Origin of the sequence: Enterococcus sp. DIV1298c (assembly GCF_017316315.1) — a bacterium.
Taxonomy (GTDB): Bacteria; Bacillota; Bacilli; order Lactobacillales; family Enterococcaceae; genus Enterococcus_B; species Enterococcus_B mangumiae.
Genome location: NZ_JAFLWG010000012.1, coordinates 24,837 through 41,096, shown reverse-complemented (window position 1 = coordinate 41,096; position 16,260 = coordinate 24,837). Strand labels below are relative to the sequence as shown.

The window sequence follows — 16,260 nt, the reverse complement described above, 5'->3', positions numbered from 1 at the left end:
CGTTAAATATACAAATCATAAACCAATTACTATAGCTTCATATGATAAATCAGAAAAAACTGTAGAGTAAATTCTCTACAGTTTAAATCAAAAATCTTCTTAATATTTACGAAAACGTTGATAGCGTTGTTCGATCAATTCTTCGGTGGGTTTCTGGCAAAGTTCGGTCAGTTTTTCGATCAATGCTTTTTGCATCATGCGAGCGACTTTTTCTTTGCTTAACGGCTCCCCGTTGAATGTTTCTGGAATCACGCGATCGATGACGTCTAATTCTAATAATTCACCAGCGGCAACTTTCATCAATTCAGCGGCTTCAGCAGCTCGGCTGCCGTCTTTCCAAAGAATCGAAGCAAATCCTTCTGGTGATAAAACTGCATAGATCGTTTGTTCTAACATCCAGACTTCATCGGCTAACGCCAAGGCTAATGCCCCTCCACTACCGCCTTCACCAATAATGATACTGATGATCGGTACCTTCAAATCAGACATTTCTAACAGATTACGGGCAATCGCTTCTCCTTCGCCACGTTCTTCTGCGCCGATCCCACAATAGGCACCCGCTGTATTGATCAACGTAATGACCGGACGATTGAATTTTTCTGCTTGTTTCATCAAACGTAGTGCTTTACGGTAACCTTCTGGATGAGGAGAACCGAAATTCCGACGAATGTTTTCTTGCAAGTCTCGGCCTTTTTGGATACCAATGACAGTCACTGGTTTGCCGGCTAATTTCGCCACTCCTCCAACGACAGCTTCATCATCACCAAATAAGCGATCACCATGAAACTCTTGGAAGCCTTCAAAAATCGTTTCAAAGAAATCAAGACTTGTCCAACGATCTTTTGCACGTGCCAGTTGGACGATATCATGAGCTGTTTTATTCATGGTTGATCCATCCTTTCTGCGTATGCAATTCTAGTAATTGATGGATCGTCTGCTTGAGTTCTTTTCTTGGAACGATTTGATCCACAAAACCATGCTCGAGTAAAAACTCAGCTTTTTGGAAGTCTTCAGGTAGTTCCTGTTTGATCGTTTGTTCGATCACTCGGCGTCCCGCAAAGCCGATCAAGCTTTGTGGTTCAGCTAAGATGACATCCCCTTCCATCGCAAAGCTGGCAGTGACTCCTCCAGTCGTTGGATCTGTCAATACCGTCAAGTAAAATAGCTGCTTGTTGCTGTGACGTTTGACAGCTGCTGAGATCTTGGCCATTTGCATCAGAGAAAAGATGCCTTCTTGCATACGAGCGCCTCCAGAGGCAGTAAATAATACGACAGGCAATTGTTTCGCCGCGGCACGTTCAAATAAGCGTGTGATTTTTTCGCCCACGATCGTTCCCATGCTTCCCATGATAAAATTAGGGTCCATGACACCGATAGCAAATGGAATGCCTTCGATGGTCGCTTGACCAGTTAAAACTGCTTCATGTAAGCCAGTCTTTTCTTGCATCTTGCTGATTTTTTTTTGATAATCAGGAAAATCAAGTGGATCTTTGGTGACCAAGTTCGTATCCCATTCTTCTAAACTTTTCTCATCGATGATCAGCGCTAATCGTTGCCACGCACCGATCCTAAAATTGTAACTGCAATGTGGACAAACTTTTTCTTCACCAATATCTTTCGTATAGATAATATGCTTACAATTGGGACATTTCGCCCACATATTATCAGGGACCGACGGCGCATTTGTTGGCTTGATTTCTCGATTAGGATTGATTCGAATGTATTTTTTCTTTTTGAATAAAGCCATCTTATTCGTCTCCTATCTCCGTCTCGGGAATCCAATTCGGTAAAAATTCTTCTTGTAAGAATGCGGTACTGTAATCTCCGGCAATCACTGCTGGATGACTGATCAGATCCATTTGGAACTCGGCATTCGTGATCACCCCATCGGTCACGATCTCGCTCAACGCTCGTTGCATTTTCATCAACGCATCAAAACGTGTGTCGCCATGTACGATGACTTTAGCAATCATCGAATCGTAATAAGGAGGGATCGTGTAGCCTGAATAAACTGCGCTGTCTACCCGTAAGCCCATACCGCCAGCTGGCAGTAATAGATCATTGATTTTCCCTGGTGAAGGAGCGAAATGGAACGCTGGATTTTCTGCATTGATCCGGCATTCGATGGCATGTCCTTGAAAAACGATCTCTTCTTGTTGGATCTCTAATGGACGTCCAGCCGCAATCTCGATTTGTTTTTTGACTAAATCGATATTTGTGACCATTTCAGTTACTGGATGTTCGACTTGGATGCGGGTATTCATTTCCATGAAATAAAATTCACCGGATTCATCCATCAGAAATTCGATCGTCCCTGCATTTTCATAGTTCACTGCCTTTGCAGCACGTACTGCGGCAGATCCTAAATGATTTCGTTTTTCTACAGAAATCACCACAGACGGGGATTCTTCTAATACTTTTTGGTTGTTCCGTTGCAATGAACAATCGCGTTCGCCTAGATGCAGAACGTGCCCAAATTGGTCACCCAATACTTGGACTTCAATATGTCTTGCGGGATAAATGATTTTTTCTAGATACATTTCATCGTTACCAAAAGCTGCTGCTGCCTCTTGTTGGGCAGATGAAAAATGTTGTGGTAACTCTTCTTTTGATAAAACTTTACGGATTCCCTTACCACCACCACCAGCGGCGGCTTTGAGCATCACTGGATAGCCGATTTTTTCTGCTACTTCAAGTGCTTCTTCAACAGTCGACAGCACACCATCACTACCTGGGATCACTGGGACATTGGCTTGTTGCATCAACTGGCGTGCGTTGATTTTATTCCCCATGTCATCGATCGTTTTGCTTTTAGGTCCAATAAAGACGATATTACATTCTTCACACATCGAAGCAAATCGACTATTCTCAGACAAGAAACCAAATCCAGGATGGATGGCTTCTGCTTTTGTTACGATGGCTGCACTTAAAACTGCTTGTACATTCAAATATGAATCAGTCGCTCTTGCAGGACCGATACAGATTGCTTCATCTGCTAATTGTGTGTGTAATGCCTCCGCATCCGCTTCAGAATAGACCGCAACGGTTTGGATTCCAAGCTCACGGCAGGCACGAATGATCCGTACGGCTATTTCGCCGCGATTTGCTATCAAGACTTTTGAAAACATAACTCACCTATCCAATCATAAAGGTTAATTCAGCTTCAGCAACTTTTTTGCCATCCACTTTTGCAATTCCTTTGCCTATTCCTGCAGAAGATTTGATTTTAGTGATTTCGACCTCTAACATCAACGTATCTCCAGGAGTCACTTTTTTACGAAACTTGGCTTTATCTAATCCGCCAAAGTAAGCAGTTTTTCCTTTGAACTGTTCCAATGATAAGAGGGCAACTGCTCCTGCTTGAGCCATTGCTTCAACGATCAAGACACCTGGCATAACAGGCTCTTCTGGAAAATGTCCTTGGAAAAAAGGTTCATTGATGGTCACATTTTTTTTGGCTACGATCCGCTCGCCTTCGACCATTTCTTCCACTCGATCGATCAGTAATAATGGATAACGATGAGGGATGATTTTTTTGATTTCTTGAATGTTCATAGGTCTAGTTCTCCTTGCCTTAATTTGGTTGAACGATAAAGAGTGGTTGTCCGTATTCTACGACCTCTTCATTGTCGATCAAGATTGCTGCGATTTCACCGTCTACATCACTCGTCACTTCGTTCATCAATTTCATCGCTTCGATGATACAGATCACTTCGCCTTTTGTGACTTTGTCTCCCACCTTTTTAAAAGCTGGTTTATCAGGAGAGGGTTGTAAATAGACGATTCCTACGATCGGTGATTTTACTTCCACACCGTCGACTATTGGTGCAGCTACAACTTCTTGCTGAGTAGAACTGCTTTCTTCTTTTGCTGCAACTGGGGCAGCTGGTTGTGGTTGTGGTTCAGAAAACATGGGTGTCGGAACGGGTTGCCCCATTCCTCGACTCATTTCATTTTTATTCATATATAATTCAAATTGTCCGTCTTTCAAGTCAAATTCTGTTAACGTGGATTGATCAAATTGACTGACTAATTCTTTGATTTCATTGATCTTCAACATTATTCCTCCCAGCGTTTCATACATAGCACAGCGTTATGTCCACCGAAGCCTAATGAATTACTCATAGCATAAGATAGTTCGGCTTCTTTGCTTTCATTGATCACCACATTTAAATCAATTTCAGGATCTTGTTTCTCTACATTGATATTTGGTGGAATGAACTGATGCTCTAACGCAAGCAATGTCGCAAGTGCCTCGATTCCTCCAGCGGCCCCTAATAAATGCCCAGTCATCGATTTCGTACTGCTGACATAGGTTTCTCTGAATGATTCCCCTAAAGCGATTTGGATTGCTTTTGCTTCTGCTTGGTCGTTGGCAGGTGTACTTGTTCCATGCGCATTGATGTATCCTACTTCTTTCGCATCGATTCCTGCTTCTTCCATTGCTAGTTTCATTGCTTTAGATGCGCCAGAACCATCTGGTGTTGGAGCTGTCATATGGTAGGCATCACAATTTGAGCCATATCCAACGACTTCACCATAGATTTTTGCGCCGCGAGCTTGTGCGTGTTCCAATGATTCTAGAACTAACACACCGGCTCCTTCACCCATGACGAAACCATTACGGCCTTCGTCAAACGGAATCGAACCACGTGCTGGATCTGTTGATTCGGATAGAGCAGTCAATGCCGCGAATCCGGCGATTCCCATCTCACAGATCGTTGCTTCTGTTCCGCCCGCAAGGATGATATCTGAATAGCCATGTTTGATATTACGGAAAGCTTCTCCAATGGCATTCGTTCCACTGGCACATGCGGTCACGATCGACGTACAAATGCCTTTAGCACCTACACGTAAGGCAATATTCCCAGCTGCCATATTAGCGATGGACATTGGAACAAACATAGGTGAAACGCGGTTTGGTCCTTTGTCATGCATCCGGATGACTTGACTTTCAATCGTTGGTAATCCACCGATCCCAGAGCCGACAATAACACCAAAACGATCTTGGTTGATTGCTTCTTTTTCGATCCCGCTCATTGCTAATGCTTCCATTGCGGCATAAATACCATAAATTGAAAACATATCCATCCGTTTGCTGTCTTTTTTTACAAAATATTTATCAAAAGGAAAGTCTTTGACTTCACCTGCTAATGTGATACCTGTTTCTGAAGCATCAAATTTTGTGATCGGTGCAATACCATTCGTTCCAGCTTTTAAACTAGCTAAAAAACTTTCTGCATCATTCCCGATCGGTGAAGTGACTCCATAACCTGTGATTACTACTCGATTCATTAATTTTCCTCCCTATCCGTGCATGACCAATCCGCCGTCAACATTGATGACTTGACCTGTGATATACGAACTTTTCGCTAAGAACAGTGCGGCTTCCGCAATGTCTTCTACTTGGCCAAAACGTTGCATTGGAATTTGTTTTTCTGCTTGCTCTCTTACTTTCTCAGATAGGACATCTGTCATATCCGTAGTAACAAAACCAGGCGCAATCACATTACAAGTGATTCCTCTTGTCGCAACTTCTCGTGCCACCGATTTAGTAAAACCGACAACACCTGCTTTACTCGCTGCATAATTGGCTTGGCCTAAGTTACCGATCAATCCAGAAACACTTGAAAGATTGATGATTGCTCCTTCTCTTTTTTTCATCATTTTTTTCAACACGTGCTGTGTCATATTGAAAGTGCCTGTTAAATTGATATCTAAACATTTCTTGAAATCATCTGCATCCATACGTAAGACAAGTTTATCATTAGTAACTCCAGCGTTATTCACCAGAATATCGACAGAACCCAATTGCTTTTCTGCTTCTTTGATCATCTCTCCTGCTTTATCATAATCGGAGATATCGCCTGAGATCCCCACGCACTCCACACCGTATGCCTTGATTGCATCGATTTTTTCGGCTGGGATCTCTCCACGACCGTTTAGGAAGATATTTGCCCCTGCTTTGGCAAAAGCTAAAGCAATGGCTTCGCCAATTCCTCGTGTACTGCCTGTAATAAACACATTTTTTCCAGTTACGTCCATAACTTGCCTCCTATGACAATTGATTGATTGTTTCTTCGAATGTTTGCTGATTTTCAACACGTGTGACTGCGATCGATTTGTCGATCTTTTTCATAAAACCACTTAAGACTTTACCCGGTCCGACCTCAACGACTTGTTCGATCCCTAAGTCTTTGAGTTTTTCGATACTTTCATAGAAACGAACAGGTTTCATCACTTGTTGTTCAAGTAAAGCTGGGATACTTTCCTTTGTCATGATCTCCGTTGTTGTATTACTGATCACTGGGATCTTAGGTTCCGAAAAAGCGATTTTGCTTAGTTCTTCTGCTAGCTGTCTAGCAGCTGGTTCCAAGATGGCTGTGTGGAAAGGACCACTGACATTCAGTGGGATCATCCGTTTGATGCCTTGTTCTTTTAGTAAAGCAACCGCTTGATCCACTGCTTTTTCTTCACCACCAATGACGATCTGCTGTGGGGTGTTGTAATTTGCTGGTGAAACGATCCCTATTTGTTCTGCCTGTTTACAACAGTCTTCGATCACGTCCGCTGGTGCATTCATGACTGCGACCATTTTTCCACTACCTGTTGGTGCAGCGGCGGTCATGAACGTACCTCTTTTTTCGACTAACGCCACGGCTTCTCTAAAGGAAAGAGCGCCACTTGCCACTAATGCAGAATATTCACCTAAACTAAGTCCCAAGACAGCCTGAGGAGTGATTCCACGTTCTACTAATAAACGATAAAAGGCAATGCTGACAGTCAAAATAGCAGGCTGTGTATAGACCGTTTGATCTAAACGATCATTTGTTGAAAAACAAAGCTCTGCCATATCATAGCCTAAGATCTCACTTGCTTCATCAAAGGTCTTTTTCACGATTGGCTCATGGTAGAGGTCTTGACCCATTCCTTGGTATTGTGCACCTTGTCCACTAAATAAAAATGCTGTTTTCATCATCGTTCTCCTATTTATATTCAGGATAAATATCTTCTTTTCATTTAAAAAAAGGCTAAGACACTCCTTTTTCGGAAAATGTCCCAGCCCCCAACCTAATCTTGATGATTATGCAGTTTGTTTTTCAACATAAGTGACTAAATCTTGAACTGTTTTGATGCCATCTTCTGTTTCGATTTTCACATCAAATTCATCTTCGATCTCGTTGATGATTTGGAATAAATCCAAGCTATCTGCTTCAAGGTCTTCTTGGATGTTTGTCGTTAATTTGATTTCTTCTGCGTCTTTTCCTAATTCTTCCGCAATGATTTCTTGAATTTTTTCGAATACCATATGATAATTCCTCCGATATTGTTTCTTTTTTATATTTTTATTTTTATCAGTTTATAGTTCCATGAGGATACTTCCCCATGTCAATCCTCCACCATAACCTGTAAATACCACTTTTTGTTTTTGTCCTAATGTGATTGCTCCGCTTTCTACTGCCTCATCTAAAAGAATCGGGATGCTTGCTGCGGAAGTATTACCGTATTTATCCATGTTCGTTAGAAACTGCTCTTGTGGGACTTTGACCTTACGAGCAATCTTTTCGATGATTCGCAAATTTGCTTGATGCAAAAGCAGATAATCAACAGCTGTGCCTTGAATGATCTCTTTGATGTTCATCGCAACGTCTCTTACAGCAAAATCAAAAATATCTCGTCCGACCATTTTTAAATAGTAAGAACCTTCTGAATCTTCCGTGTATAAAGGCGAATGATTTGGCAGATAACCGGAAGTGAGGGATTGCGCACGCGAGCCATCTGCCGCTAGCGATTCTCTCAATAATTTTTGTTCTGGTCCGGCTTCTAATAAAATGCCTCCTGCACCATCACCAAACAAAACAGCGGTTGAACGATCTGTCCAATCGATCAGTTTGGATAATGTTTCGCCGCCAATCACTAAACCCTTCATTGAGCCGCAGCGAATCAATTTCTCTGCTACACTCAATGCATAAACAAATCCCGAACAAGCTGCGCTGATATCAAAAGCGATTGCTTTTGTTGCGCCGATCCTACCTTGAACTAAGGTCGCTACAGATGGGGATGTATAATCGGGCGACATCGTAGCTACGATGATAAAATCAAGTTCATTCGGATCAAGTGCTCTTTTTTTTAGCAATTTTTTGGCAACGAGGTAACACAAATCGGAAGTTTCCTGGTCGGTTACACAATGTCTCTCCTTGATTCCTGTACGTGATGAGATCCACTCATCCGAAGTGTCCATCATTTTTGAGAGATCATCATTTGTGATGATTTTTTCCGGTAAGACACTTGCCGTTGCTGTGATCGTTCCAAATTGTTCCATTAAACTTCCTCACTTGTAATCTCGCAAGAAATCATGCAAGTTTTTCAATGCAGACAGCAAAGCTTGTTGTTCGTCGGCAGCCAGACCGTCTATGATGTTTTTGACCATTTCACGATGGAAATGCTGATGCACGCGGTAAAGCAGCTTTCCTTTTTTTGTTAACCCCAGCTTCACCACTCGTCGGTCGTCTTCACTACGGATACGCTCAACATAGCCTTTTCTAACTAACTTGTTGATAGCAGTGGTCAAGGTCCCAACAGTAATCGACAGTTCTTTGGCTACTTCTGAAGTTGTCTTTTTCTTGTACATACCGATTGCCTCGATCGTATGCATCTCTGTAATCGACAGATCTTTGAATTGTGACTTTTTTAATTCGGATTCTTCGATCGTCAAAATATCATTGAAGACACTAACGAGATAATCATTTACTGTATTAAAATCAGGTTCCATGTTCCACCATCCACTAAAATTAGTTTGATTATCAAATCTTTTGATGTTCAAACTATATCTTAACTTTTTTCAAAATGCAACCTTTTCACTAGATTTTTTTGCATTATTAATTTTTTTTAATTTTATTTTCATGACAAAAAGCTTTAATACCAGCATTTTTTTATCAAACAATTAAAATCAGTTTCCAAAAAAATATTTTGATTATCAAAGTATCTCTTTAATTTATTTATAAAATATCATAGCTTATATTGTTCATTTTCGTAAATCTGTTATAATCTTTTTGATTTCAATTTCAACTAGAGGAGCACTTATGCAACCAAAAGAGAAAGTAAAAAACCTCCCTTTATTACCTGGGGTTTACTTAATGAAAAATAGTGAAGGAAAAATTATTTATGTAGGTAAAGCTAAAAATCTAAAAAATCGTGTAAGTACGTATTTTTATCAAAATAAACAACACTCAAAAAAAGTCTTGCGCTTAGTTCGTTCGATTGCCGATTTTGAGGTCGTTGTCGTCGACACAGAACTAGATGCTCTATTGTTAGAGTGTCAATTGATCCAACACTATCGTCCGATCTACAACCGACAAATGAATTATTTCGATAACTACAACTACTTAGATATCCAACCTGATGGCCTTTCTCTCACGAATGTGCCCACTGCAAGAACTTACGGTCCGTTTCGACTTTACAAAAAAATGCCGAGTATCCTTCGCATCATCGAAGAAAACTATCAAATGCCGTGGCTTTCTGAAATCAGTCATTTAGCCTTACAAGCCCAACTTCCAGAATTGAAGGATTGGACTTTTGAACAAAAGAAGAAAGAGATCCAAGGGTTGTTACAAGGGAGAAATAAGAAATTGATCAGCTATTTAAAAAAACGTCAATTGCATTTCATTGAACAACTAAATTTTGAAAAGGCGGCTATTCTTCAAAGGGATATTGAATTGGTCACCTATTTTACACGTAGGGTACAAGAACAAAAAAAGTTTTTGCGTACGCCGAGAATCACGCTGAGCATGCCGTTAGCTAGCGATGAATCCAAGATGAAGCATTTCCTGATCTGCTATGGTCAAGTGGCTGATACAGCGATTACAGAGCCAGGACAAGCACCTCATTTCTACTATGAAAAAGATAATACGTTGTCACTCAAGCGTCAACTATCTCAAGCGGAAATCGATCCTGTTCAGATCTTGATCAGTTATCAGCGTAAATTAGTCAAAGCCGAACAACAAATAAAAAAAGAGTCTGGAATCCAACCAATCGGCTGAATTCCAGGCTCTTTTAGCTAGCTCGAAATCTTATTGAATCAAATCATAGATCTCCATCGCAACGATATCGACATTGTCGAATTCGTATTGTTGATGTGTGTCTGTCTCAGTAAGTTCAAATGTTTCGGTCGCTTTATCATAAGTCACGGTACATTTTTCTACGCCTTCTTTTTCAAAGCGACGAACTTGCAGTTCATTGTCTGCTGATTCGACCATAGCCTCCAGTCGTTTAATGATTGCGACCAATTGTGAATGTGCCATCGGAGGTCCTCCTTTTCTTAGTTCTGTTATATTGTATCAAAAGCATCGTCGACTTGCATTGATTTTCTCCAAAAAAACTGGTTTTTTAAGATTTTTTTTTCGGCTGCTTTCCATCTTCCCACCAAAGCTTGATCAACGCTTGTGTTCCGTCATTCTCAAAACCCTTTTCCGCTAGCTGTTCATATAGTTTTCGGGCTTCTTTTGTCGCCGGTAAATCCAGTCCTAATTTTTCTGCTTCTGCCAAAGCGATCGTCAAATCTTTGATAAAATGTTTGACAAAAAAACCAGGCGAATAATTTTCCTGTAAAATACGTGGCGCATAATTGCTCAATGACCAATTGGCTGCACTGCCACCTGAAAGTGTAGCGATGACTTTTTCTAAGTCTAAACCAGCTTCTTGCGCATAAACAAGCATTTCTGTCATGCCAGTCATCGTACCAGCGATCATGATTTGGTTTGCCATTTTTGTATGCTGCCCTTTTCCAGCTGAGCCATGCAACGTAAATGTCGTTCCAAACTCTCGGAATAACGGTAATATTTCCTCGTAGACATGCTCTTTTCCGCCGACCATGATCGTCAAAGTACCATTCTTAGCACCTAGATCGCCCCCTGAAACTGGTGCATCTAATGCTTCTGCTCCTAGCTCTTGCGCGCTTGTTGCAATCTTTTCTGCAAGTGTTGGAGTACTTGTCGTCAAATCAACGACTGTTTTACCACTCAATCCAGCTCGGAAAATCCCTTTTTCACCATAATAGATTTCTTCTACATCTTGAGGATAGCCAACCATCGTAAAGACCACTTGGCTTGTTTCAGCTACCTGTTGCGGACTATCCGCCCAAGTTGCTCCTTCTTCGACGAGTGGTTCCGCTTTTGCTTTTGTGCGATTATAAACAGTAAGTTCATGACCTGCTTTTTGTAAATGACGAACGATCGCAGTTCCCATAACTCCTGTGCCGATAAAACCAATTTTCATCTTGTGCCCTCCTAAACGATAAAATCCTTGTTTCTATGCTAGTATACGCTAGAAACAAGGATTTTTTTAGAATTATTCACTGTTTTTTTATCTTTTGAAGGAATTTAATTTAATTTTAATTCGTTCGATCGATGCTTCTTCTTCTTTTTTACGCATTTCTTCTTTGTAATAAACAAGCATATCTTCATAAAATTCGATCATTGATTGGCCGAAATGAGTAGCTGAGATCTCAAAAAGTTTTTTCTCGAAGATTTCTGGATCTTTTTCTACTTTGCTTTCAATATAATCAATAAGTGCAGGAGCAAAGTCTTCATCTCGTTCAAATGTTCGTCCAAGAGAAGCATGATCAAACAAACGATTCAAATAATCGTTTCCTTCAACAACACATGGTGTACCAGCCGCCATTGCTTCTGTGTACGTCAATCCTTGCGTTTCAGAGGTAGAAGCACATACGAAATAATCAGCCGCACGATAGTAAAATGCGACATCGTTATTATCGACTTCTCCGGTGAATTGAACTACTTCATCGAGATCCAGTGAGGTGATCAATTCTTTTAGTTGATCTACATAAGGACCTTTACCAACAATGACCAAGCGTGCCTCAGGATACTTTTCAATGACTTCTGGAAACCCTTGGATCAATGCTTGGATATTTTTTTCATAAGAAATCCGACTCAAAGACAAAATCATCAAACCATTTTCTTTGATCCCTAAAGATTCACGTAACTCGTTGGTTTGTTCTTGTGTGATTTCTGGACGTTTGAACTTATCAATGTCGATCCCTGTTGGTATCACTCGCAATGGCGCTGTCACGCCATAGCTACGCAACGTTTCGATCACACGTTCACTCGGACAAACGACACCTGTCGTATGATTCACAAATAACCGTGACAAGTATTTGACATGGGATTGTCGAATCACTTTTCCTTTTGCAATGTAGTGGAGATAATCTTCGTACATCGTGTGATACGTATGGATCGATGGGATTTTTAATTTTTTGGCCACCATCTTTCCAAGAATGCCAGCACCAAATTCAGTGTGCGTATGGATCAGATCTAATTCTAACTCTTTCGCTACTAAATAGGCATACCACATTCCACGTACCACGACTCGTCGTTCTTTGAATGATACAAATGGAACACTCGGCATACGGATCACATCTTTTTCTAACTTGTCTGCATTAGGGTCTGTTGTCGTAAATATATAGACGTCATGCCCCATTTTTTCGAGTTCTTCTTTCAATGTCTTGATCGATGTAGCTACGCCACTTACCTGCGGAAAATAGGTATCGGTAAAAAAGCCGATTTTCATCTTTTTTCGCCTCCAAACTACCTTTTATTTTGATTCTTCCATTTGTTCACTTGAAGAATCAGATGCTTTCAACACTTCTTCATAGACCGATTGAAGCTGCTCACCAATTCTTTCAATACTTCGTTCTTCAGCTGTTCGATAGCCAGCTTCGACTACGCTAGGAACTTCTTGTTGTACGATTTTTTGAATCAGTTCACAAAACTCTTCATTGTTTCGTCCCATATAACAATTTTTTTGATCTTCGAGCCAACCTTCATAGACAGGGATATCACGTACTAACACATTTTGTTTACTTGCTAAAGCTTCAAGCACTACGATTCCTTCTGTTTCTTCATAAGAAGGGAAAAAGAATAAATCCGCTCCTGAATAAGCGCCTTCGATGATCTCGCCTCGAATGTAGCCTGGAAAAATAACATTATCAGGATGATCTTCTTTTACGATTTTACGGATGTTGCTTGGGATCGAATACATTGGCACATGACCAAACCAGATAAATGTATAGTCTGGCATCTGTTTTGCTATTTCAACAAAATCAATGATCCCTTTTCTAGCAAAAAAGAGTCCAACACAAATGATTACTTTTTGGTCAGGTAACAGATTGAAATACTGCCTAAATTTTTGTTCTTTGACAGGATCAGGTTGATATTTCTCTAAATCGATCCCGTTGGAGATTGATTGGATAGGCAAATCGATCCCATAACTTTTCAGTAATTTTTTTGAATAGGGAGTTGGTGTGATCAAGTAATCCGCCTTTTCATACAGACCAACTAAATATTTTTTTACTAACGGCGATAATTGATTCGAACCGATAAAGGAATTACGAAAATCCTCTTCTGTTGAATGCGCATGATATATAATTTTCTTGCCGTTTCTACGCGCTTTATTGATCATATTATGACTATTGATACCATATGTATTGATGTGCAAAATATCATAGTCTTCCTTACTATCTAAAGTATAGGAGATCCCTACATCCTTAAGAGCACGTTTTTGATGATCAAGTGCACGACCAATGCCGGACTTAGAAAGTATCTTCTCACTTTCAAAATATAGTAATACCTTCATCTATGTTGCCCCCTTACTCTTATATTATAACACAGCCTGAAACCTGTCACTCAACCTTAAGTCCGATTTTTTCCCAACAAAGTTGTAAGATAGCGCAGAATTTAATTTTGCTTATTGCATAAAAACAAAAAAACAGGCACAGCCAAATACTGTACCTGTTTTAAAAAATCAAGCTAGATATTCATTGACAAGCTCTACGACTTCTTCCATTGTATCGCACTCATTAAGCGCGCGATCCGCTAGTTCAGCCATTTTGCTTGTGTCTAAACGTTTCATCAAGCTACGTGTTTTCAAGATCGATGTTGCACTCATTGAGAACTCATCTAATCCCATACCAACAAGTAAAGGAACAGCCATTTGATCGCCGGCCATTTCTCCACACATACCAGCCCATTTACCTTCAGCATGTGCTGCATCAATGACGTTTTTGATCAAACGTAGGATTGATGGATTGTATGGTTGGTACAAGTATGAAACACGTTCGTTCATACGGTCAGCTGCCATTGTGTATTGGATCAAGTCGTTTGTTCCTACTGAGAAGAAGTCAACTTCTTTAGCAAATTTATCCGCAATAACGGCTGCAGCTGGAATCTCGATCATGATCCCTACTTGGATCGAATCAGAAACTTCAATGCCTTCATTTACTAATTTTTGTTTTTCTTCTTCAAAGATTGCTTTTGCACTACGGAATTCTTTTAGTGTAGCAACCATTGGGAACATGATACGCAAGTTTCCATGAACAGAGGCGCGTAACAACGCACGCATTTGCGTACGGAACATGTCGTCACCTTGTTCTGACAAGCTGATACGTAATGCACGGTATCCTAAGAACGGATTCATCTCATGCGGCAATTGCAAGTATGGTAGTTCTTTATCTCCACCGATATCCATTGTACGAACAACGACAGGTTTTCCTTCCATTCCTTCCAATACTGCTTTATAAGCAACATATTGGTCTTCTTCAGTAGGAAAATCTGGTGAATCCATATAAAGGAACTCAGTACGGTAAAGTCCAACTGCTTCGCCTCCATTGTTATGCACACCGACTAAGTCTTTTGGTGTACCAATGTTGGCTGCTAATTCAAAGTGTTTGCCATCGGCAGTCACTGTTTCAGCATGTTTCAGTTTTTCCCATTCTGCTTTTTGTGCAGCATAATCTGCACCGATTTTTTCAAATTCAGCTTTTTGTTCTGCTGTTGGATCAATGACTACATCGCCTTCGATTCCGTTAACAGCTAACATTACGCCTTCTTTCACTTTCGCAGTGATTTCTTTTGTTCCAACGATTGCTGGGATTTCAAGAGAACGAGCCATGATCGCAGAATGCGATGTACGTCCACCGATATCTGTTACAAAAGCTTTTACGAAGTTACGATCTAATTGTGCAGTGTCACTTGGCGTCAAATCATGTGCCACGACAACTACTTCTTCATTGATCATTGAAGGGTTTGGTAAAGTCACACCTAGTAGATGTGCTAAAATACGTTTTGCAACGTCACGAATATCTGCTGCACGTTCTTGCATGTAAGCATTATCTTCCATTGCTTCGAACATACCGATATACATATCAGTTACTTCTTTAAGAGCAGATTCAGCATTTACGCTGTTATCTTTGATGTTTTGTTTGATTTGACCTATCATTTCAGGATCTGAAAGAACCATTAAATGTGCGTCAAATACTTGCGCTTCTGCTTCACCTAAGCTTTGCGCTGCTTTTTCACGAATTTGTTGTAATTCTTCAGTTGATTTTGCTAAAGCACCATCTAAACGAGCTTCTTCAGCTGAAGTATCCTCAACTGTCGTCTTACTGAATGATAAATCCGGTTGAACTAGCAGGTAAGCTTTTGCAACGGCTACTCCGTCACTAGCGGCGATCCCTTTTAGCATTTCAACCATTATTCAGATAAGCCTTCTTTCTTCATTGTTTCAACGATAGCTGCCATAGCGTCTGCTTCGTCAGCACCTTCAGCAGTGATAGTAACATCAGAACCTTGACCTACACCTAAAGACATTACGCCCATGATAGATTTTAAGTTTACTGATTTACCTTTATACTCTAAGTTTACATCAGAGTTAAATTTGCTTGCTGTTTGTACTAATAGTGTAGCTGGACGTGCGTGGATCCCAGTTTCTGCTACTACGTGAAATTCTTTCTTTTCCATATTAATCGGTCTCCTTTAAGTGAGTGTTGTTTTTATGTGAGGGTTTTCTTTTTTAGCAATCCATGATAGAGCTAAGCAGATGAACCCTTTCATCTGTAAAGATTACCATTTTTTTTCCTTAGTTACAACAGTTTTCATTTAAATTGAGAGAAATTCCAGTAAAGTATCTTGCTGATTTATCTCATGCTTAGTTTCTATTCCTTCTGTTTTGATAGAAACCTTGTTTTTTTATCTTCGCTTGATCTTCATGATACTATTCTTCCTATAAAGTATTCGTTTTCTGTATTGTGAATTCTGAAAATTATCAGCAAATGAGGCTTGACGCCTACCTGATTTAATTTTTTCCACGATCCAAAGAATCAATTACTTGCGTCTCAGCAAAAATTCAGTATAATTAAAACAAATGGTCAGTAATGGTCAATTGACTTTGACTTTCTCAATGGGTTTG

The 16,260-nt window shown here is 40.3% G+C and carries 18 protein-coding genes; 1 reads left to right on the top strand and 17 read right to left on the bottom strand.

Annotated elements, in window-relative coordinates; translation table 11 throughout:
• Positions 1–99: 99 nt before the first annotated feature.
• From JZO83_RS03565 to JZO83_RS03515, 11 genes are all read right to left on the bottom strand, one after another.
• Positions 100–885 (bottom strand): acetyl-CoA carboxylase carboxyl transferase subunit alpha, encoded by a 786-nt coding sequence (locus JZO83_RS03565; protein ID WP_207114990.1) that lies wholly within the window; start codon positions 883–885, stop codon positions 100–102.
• On the bottom strand, positions 878–1,747 hold the full coding sequence (gene accD / locus JZO83_RS03560) for an acetyl-CoA carboxylase, carboxyltransferase subunit beta (RefSeq protein ID WP_207114989.1): 870 nt from the start codon (positions 1,745–1,747) through the stop codon (positions 878–880). The genes JZO83_RS03565 and accD overlap by 8 nt, the downstream gene beginning before the upstream one ends.
• Before the next feature lies 1 nt (position 1,748).
• Positions 1,749–3,128: an acetyl-CoA carboxylase biotin carboxylase subunit gene (locus tag JZO83_RS03555; RefSeq protein ID WP_207114988.1), complete on the bottom strand. Its 1,380-nt coding sequence runs from the start codon at positions 3,126–3,128 to the stop codon at positions 1,749–1,751.
• 7 nt (positions 3,129–3,135) lie between these two features.
• A complete protein-coding gene (gene fabZ / locus JZO83_RS03550; RefSeq protein ID WP_206859602.1) occupies positions 3,136–3,555 on the bottom strand; it encodes a 3-hydroxyacyl-ACP dehydratase FabZ in 420 nt (139 codons plus the stop codon).
• A 19-nt stretch (positions 3,556–3,574) separates the two neighbouring features.
• On the bottom strand, positions 3,575–4,057 hold the full coding sequence (gene accB, locus JZO83_RS03545; RefSeq protein WP_347401502.1) for an acetyl-CoA carboxylase biotin carboxyl carrier protein: 483 nt from the start codon (positions 4,055–4,057) through the stop codon (positions 3,575–3,577).
• Between the two features lie 2 nt (positions 4,058–4,059).
• Positions 4,060–5,295 (bottom strand): beta-ketoacyl-ACP synthase II, encoded by a 1,236-nt coding sequence (gene fabF, locus JZO83_RS03540; protein ID WP_207114986.1) that lies wholly within the window; start codon positions 5,293–5,295, stop codon positions 4,060–4,062.
• A gap of 12 nt (positions 5,296–5,307) precedes the next feature.
• Entirely contained in the window at positions 5,308–6,045 is a 738-nt protein-coding gene (fabG, locus tag JZO83_RS03535) for a 3-oxoacyl-[acyl-carrier-protein] reductase (RefSeq protein WP_206859588.1), read from the bottom strand.
• Positions 6,046–6,055: 10 nt separating this feature from the next.
• Positions 6,056–6,976, bottom strand: a complete 921-nt coding sequence (gene fabD / locus JZO83_RS03530; RefSeq protein ID WP_206859587.1) for an ACP S-malonyltransferase — start codon at positions 6,974–6,976, stop codon at positions 6,056–6,058.
• Positions 6,977–7,084: 108 nt separating this feature from the next.
• Positions 7,085–7,309, bottom strand: a complete 225-nt coding sequence (locus JZO83_RS03525) for an acyl carrier protein (RefSeq protein ID WP_034688440.1) — start codon at positions 7,307–7,309, stop codon at positions 7,085–7,087.
• A 51-nt stretch (positions 7,310–7,360) separates the two neighbouring features.
• Positions 7,361–8,323: a beta-ketoacyl-ACP synthase III gene (locus JZO83_RS03520; protein WP_206859586.1), complete on the bottom strand. Its 963-nt coding sequence runs from the start codon at positions 8,321–8,323 to the stop codon at positions 7,361–7,363.
• Positions 8,324–8,332: 9 nt separating this feature from the next.
• A complete protein-coding gene (locus JZO83_RS03515) occupies positions 8,333–8,773 on the bottom strand; it encodes a MarR family transcriptional regulator (protein ID WP_206859584.1) in 441 nt (146 codons plus the stop codon).
• 310 nt (positions 8,774–9,083) lie between these two features.
• On the opposite strand from JZO83_RS03515, the gene JZO83_RS03510 reads away from it, so the two are divergent.
• Positions 9,084–10,040 carry a GIY-YIG nuclease family protein gene (locus tag JZO83_RS03510; RefSeq protein ID WP_207114985.1) on the top strand — a complete coding sequence of 319 codons (957 nt, stop codon included), beginning with the start codon at positions 9,084–9,086 and terminating at the stop codon, positions 10,038–10,040.
• 30 nt (positions 10,041–10,070) lie between these two features.
• Here the strand turns inward: JZO83_RS03510 and JZO83_RS03505 are convergent, their stop codons facing one another.
• The 6 genes from JZO83_RS03505 to JZO83_RS03480 form a co-directional block, all read right to left on the bottom strand.
• Positions 10,071–10,301, bottom strand: a complete 231-nt coding sequence (locus JZO83_RS03505) for a YkuJ family protein (RefSeq protein ID WP_206859581.1) — start codon at positions 10,299–10,301, stop codon at positions 10,071–10,073.
• Positions 10,302–10,386: 85 nt separating this feature from the next.
• Positions 10,387–11,274 carry an NAD(P)-dependent oxidoreductase gene (locus JZO83_RS03500; protein ID WP_207114984.1) on the bottom strand — a complete coding sequence of 296 codons (888 nt, stop codon included), beginning with the start codon at positions 11,272–11,274 and terminating at the stop codon, positions 10,387–10,389.
• Between the two features lie 87 nt (positions 11,275–11,361).
• On the bottom strand, positions 11,362–12,585 hold the full coding sequence (locus tag JZO83_RS03495; protein WP_206859577.1) for a glycosyltransferase family 4 protein: 1,224 nt from the start codon (positions 12,583–12,585) through the stop codon (positions 11,362–11,364).
• Positions 12,586–12,609: 24 nt separating this feature from the next.
• Positions 12,610–13,650 carry a glycosyltransferase family 4 protein gene (locus JZO83_RS03490; RefSeq protein ID WP_206859575.1) on the bottom strand — a complete coding sequence of 347 codons (1,041 nt, stop codon included), beginning with the start codon at positions 13,648–13,650 and terminating at the stop codon, positions 12,610–12,612.
• 168 nt (positions 13,651–13,818) lie between these two features.
• Positions 13,819–15,546, bottom strand: coding sequence for a phosphoenolpyruvate--protein phosphotransferase (gene ptsP, locus JZO83_RS03485; RefSeq protein WP_206859573.1), 1,728 nt, complete (start codon positions 15,544–15,546; stop codon positions 13,819–13,821).
• A complete protein-coding gene (locus tag JZO83_RS03480) occupies positions 15,546–15,812 on the bottom strand; it encodes a phosphocarrier protein HPr (RefSeq protein ID WP_002287602.1) in 267 nt (88 codons plus the stop codon). The genes ptsP and JZO83_RS03480 overlap by 1 nt, the downstream gene beginning before the upstream one ends.
• Positions 15,813–16,260: the final 448 nt, after the last annotated feature.

What these genes read in the sequence shown, in the direction of transcription:
- fabD (WP_206859587.1), bottom strand. Translation starts at nt 6,976, where the DNA reads ATGAAAACAGCATTTTTATTTAGTGGACAAGGTGCACAATACCAAGGA.
- JZO83_RS03495 (WP_206859577.1), bottom strand. Translation starts at nt 12,585, where the DNA reads ATGAAAATCGGCTTTTTTACCGATACCTATTTTCCGCAGGTAAGTGGC.
- JZO83_RS03505 (WP_206859581.1), bottom strand. Translation starts at nt 10,301, where the DNA reads ATGGCACATTCACAATTGGTCGCAATCATTAAACGACTGGAGGCTATG.
- JZO83_RS03510 (WP_207114985.1), top strand. Translation starts at nt 9,084, where the DNA reads ATGCAACCAAAAGAGAAAGTAAAAAACCTCCCTTTATTACCTGGGGTT.
- JZO83_RS03500 (WP_207114984.1), bottom strand. Translation starts at nt 11,274, where the DNA reads ATGAAAATTGGTTTTATCGGCACAGGAGTTATGGGAACTGCGATCGTT.
- JZO83_RS03515 (WP_206859584.1), bottom strand. Translation starts at nt 8,773, where the DNA reads ATGGAACCTGATTTTAATACAGTAAATGATTATCTCGTTAGTGTCTTC.
- JZO83_RS03555 (WP_207114988.1), bottom strand. Translation starts at nt 3,128, where the DNA reads ATGTTTTCAAAAGTCTTGATAGCAAATCGCGGCGAAATAGCCGTACGG.
- accD (WP_207114989.1), bottom strand. Translation starts at nt 1,747, where the DNA reads ATGGCTTTATTCAAAAAGAAAAAATACATTCGAATCAATCCTAATCGA.
- JZO83_RS03565 (WP_207114990.1), bottom strand. Translation starts at nt 885, where the DNA reads ATGAATAAAACAGCTCATGATATCGTCCAACTGGCACGTGCAAAAGAT.
- JZO83_RS03520 (WP_206859586.1), bottom strand. Translation starts at nt 8,323, where the DNA reads ATGGAACAATTTGGAACGATCACAGCAACGGCAAGTGTCTTACCGGAA.
- fabF (WP_207114986.1), bottom strand. Translation starts at nt 5,295, where the DNA reads ATGAATCGAGTAGTAATCACAGGTTATGGAGTCACTTCACCGATCGGG.
- JZO83_RS03490 (WP_206859575.1), bottom strand. Translation starts at nt 13,650, where the DNA reads ATGAAGGTATTACTATATTTTGAAAGTGAGAAGATACTTTCTAAGTCC.
- fabZ (WP_206859602.1), bottom strand. Translation starts at nt 3,555, where the DNA reads ATGAACATTCAAGAAATCAAAAAAATCATCCCTCATCGTTATCCATTA.
- ptsP (WP_206859573.1), bottom strand. Translation starts at nt 15,546, where the DNA reads ATGGTTGAAATGCTAAAAGGGATCGCCGCTAGTGACGGAGTAGCCGTT.
- fabG (WP_206859588.1), bottom strand. Translation starts at nt 6,045, where the DNA reads ATGGACGTAACTGGAAAAAATGTGTTTATTACAGGCAGTACACGAGGA.
- JZO83_RS03525 (WP_034688440.1), bottom strand. Translation starts at nt 7,309, where the DNA reads ATGGTATTCGAAAAAATTCAAGAAATCATTGCGGAAGAATTAGGAAAA.
- JZO83_RS03480 (WP_002287602.1), bottom strand. Translation starts at nt 15,812, where the DNA reads ATGGAAAAGAAAGAATTTCACGTAGTAGCAGAAACTGGGATCCACGCA.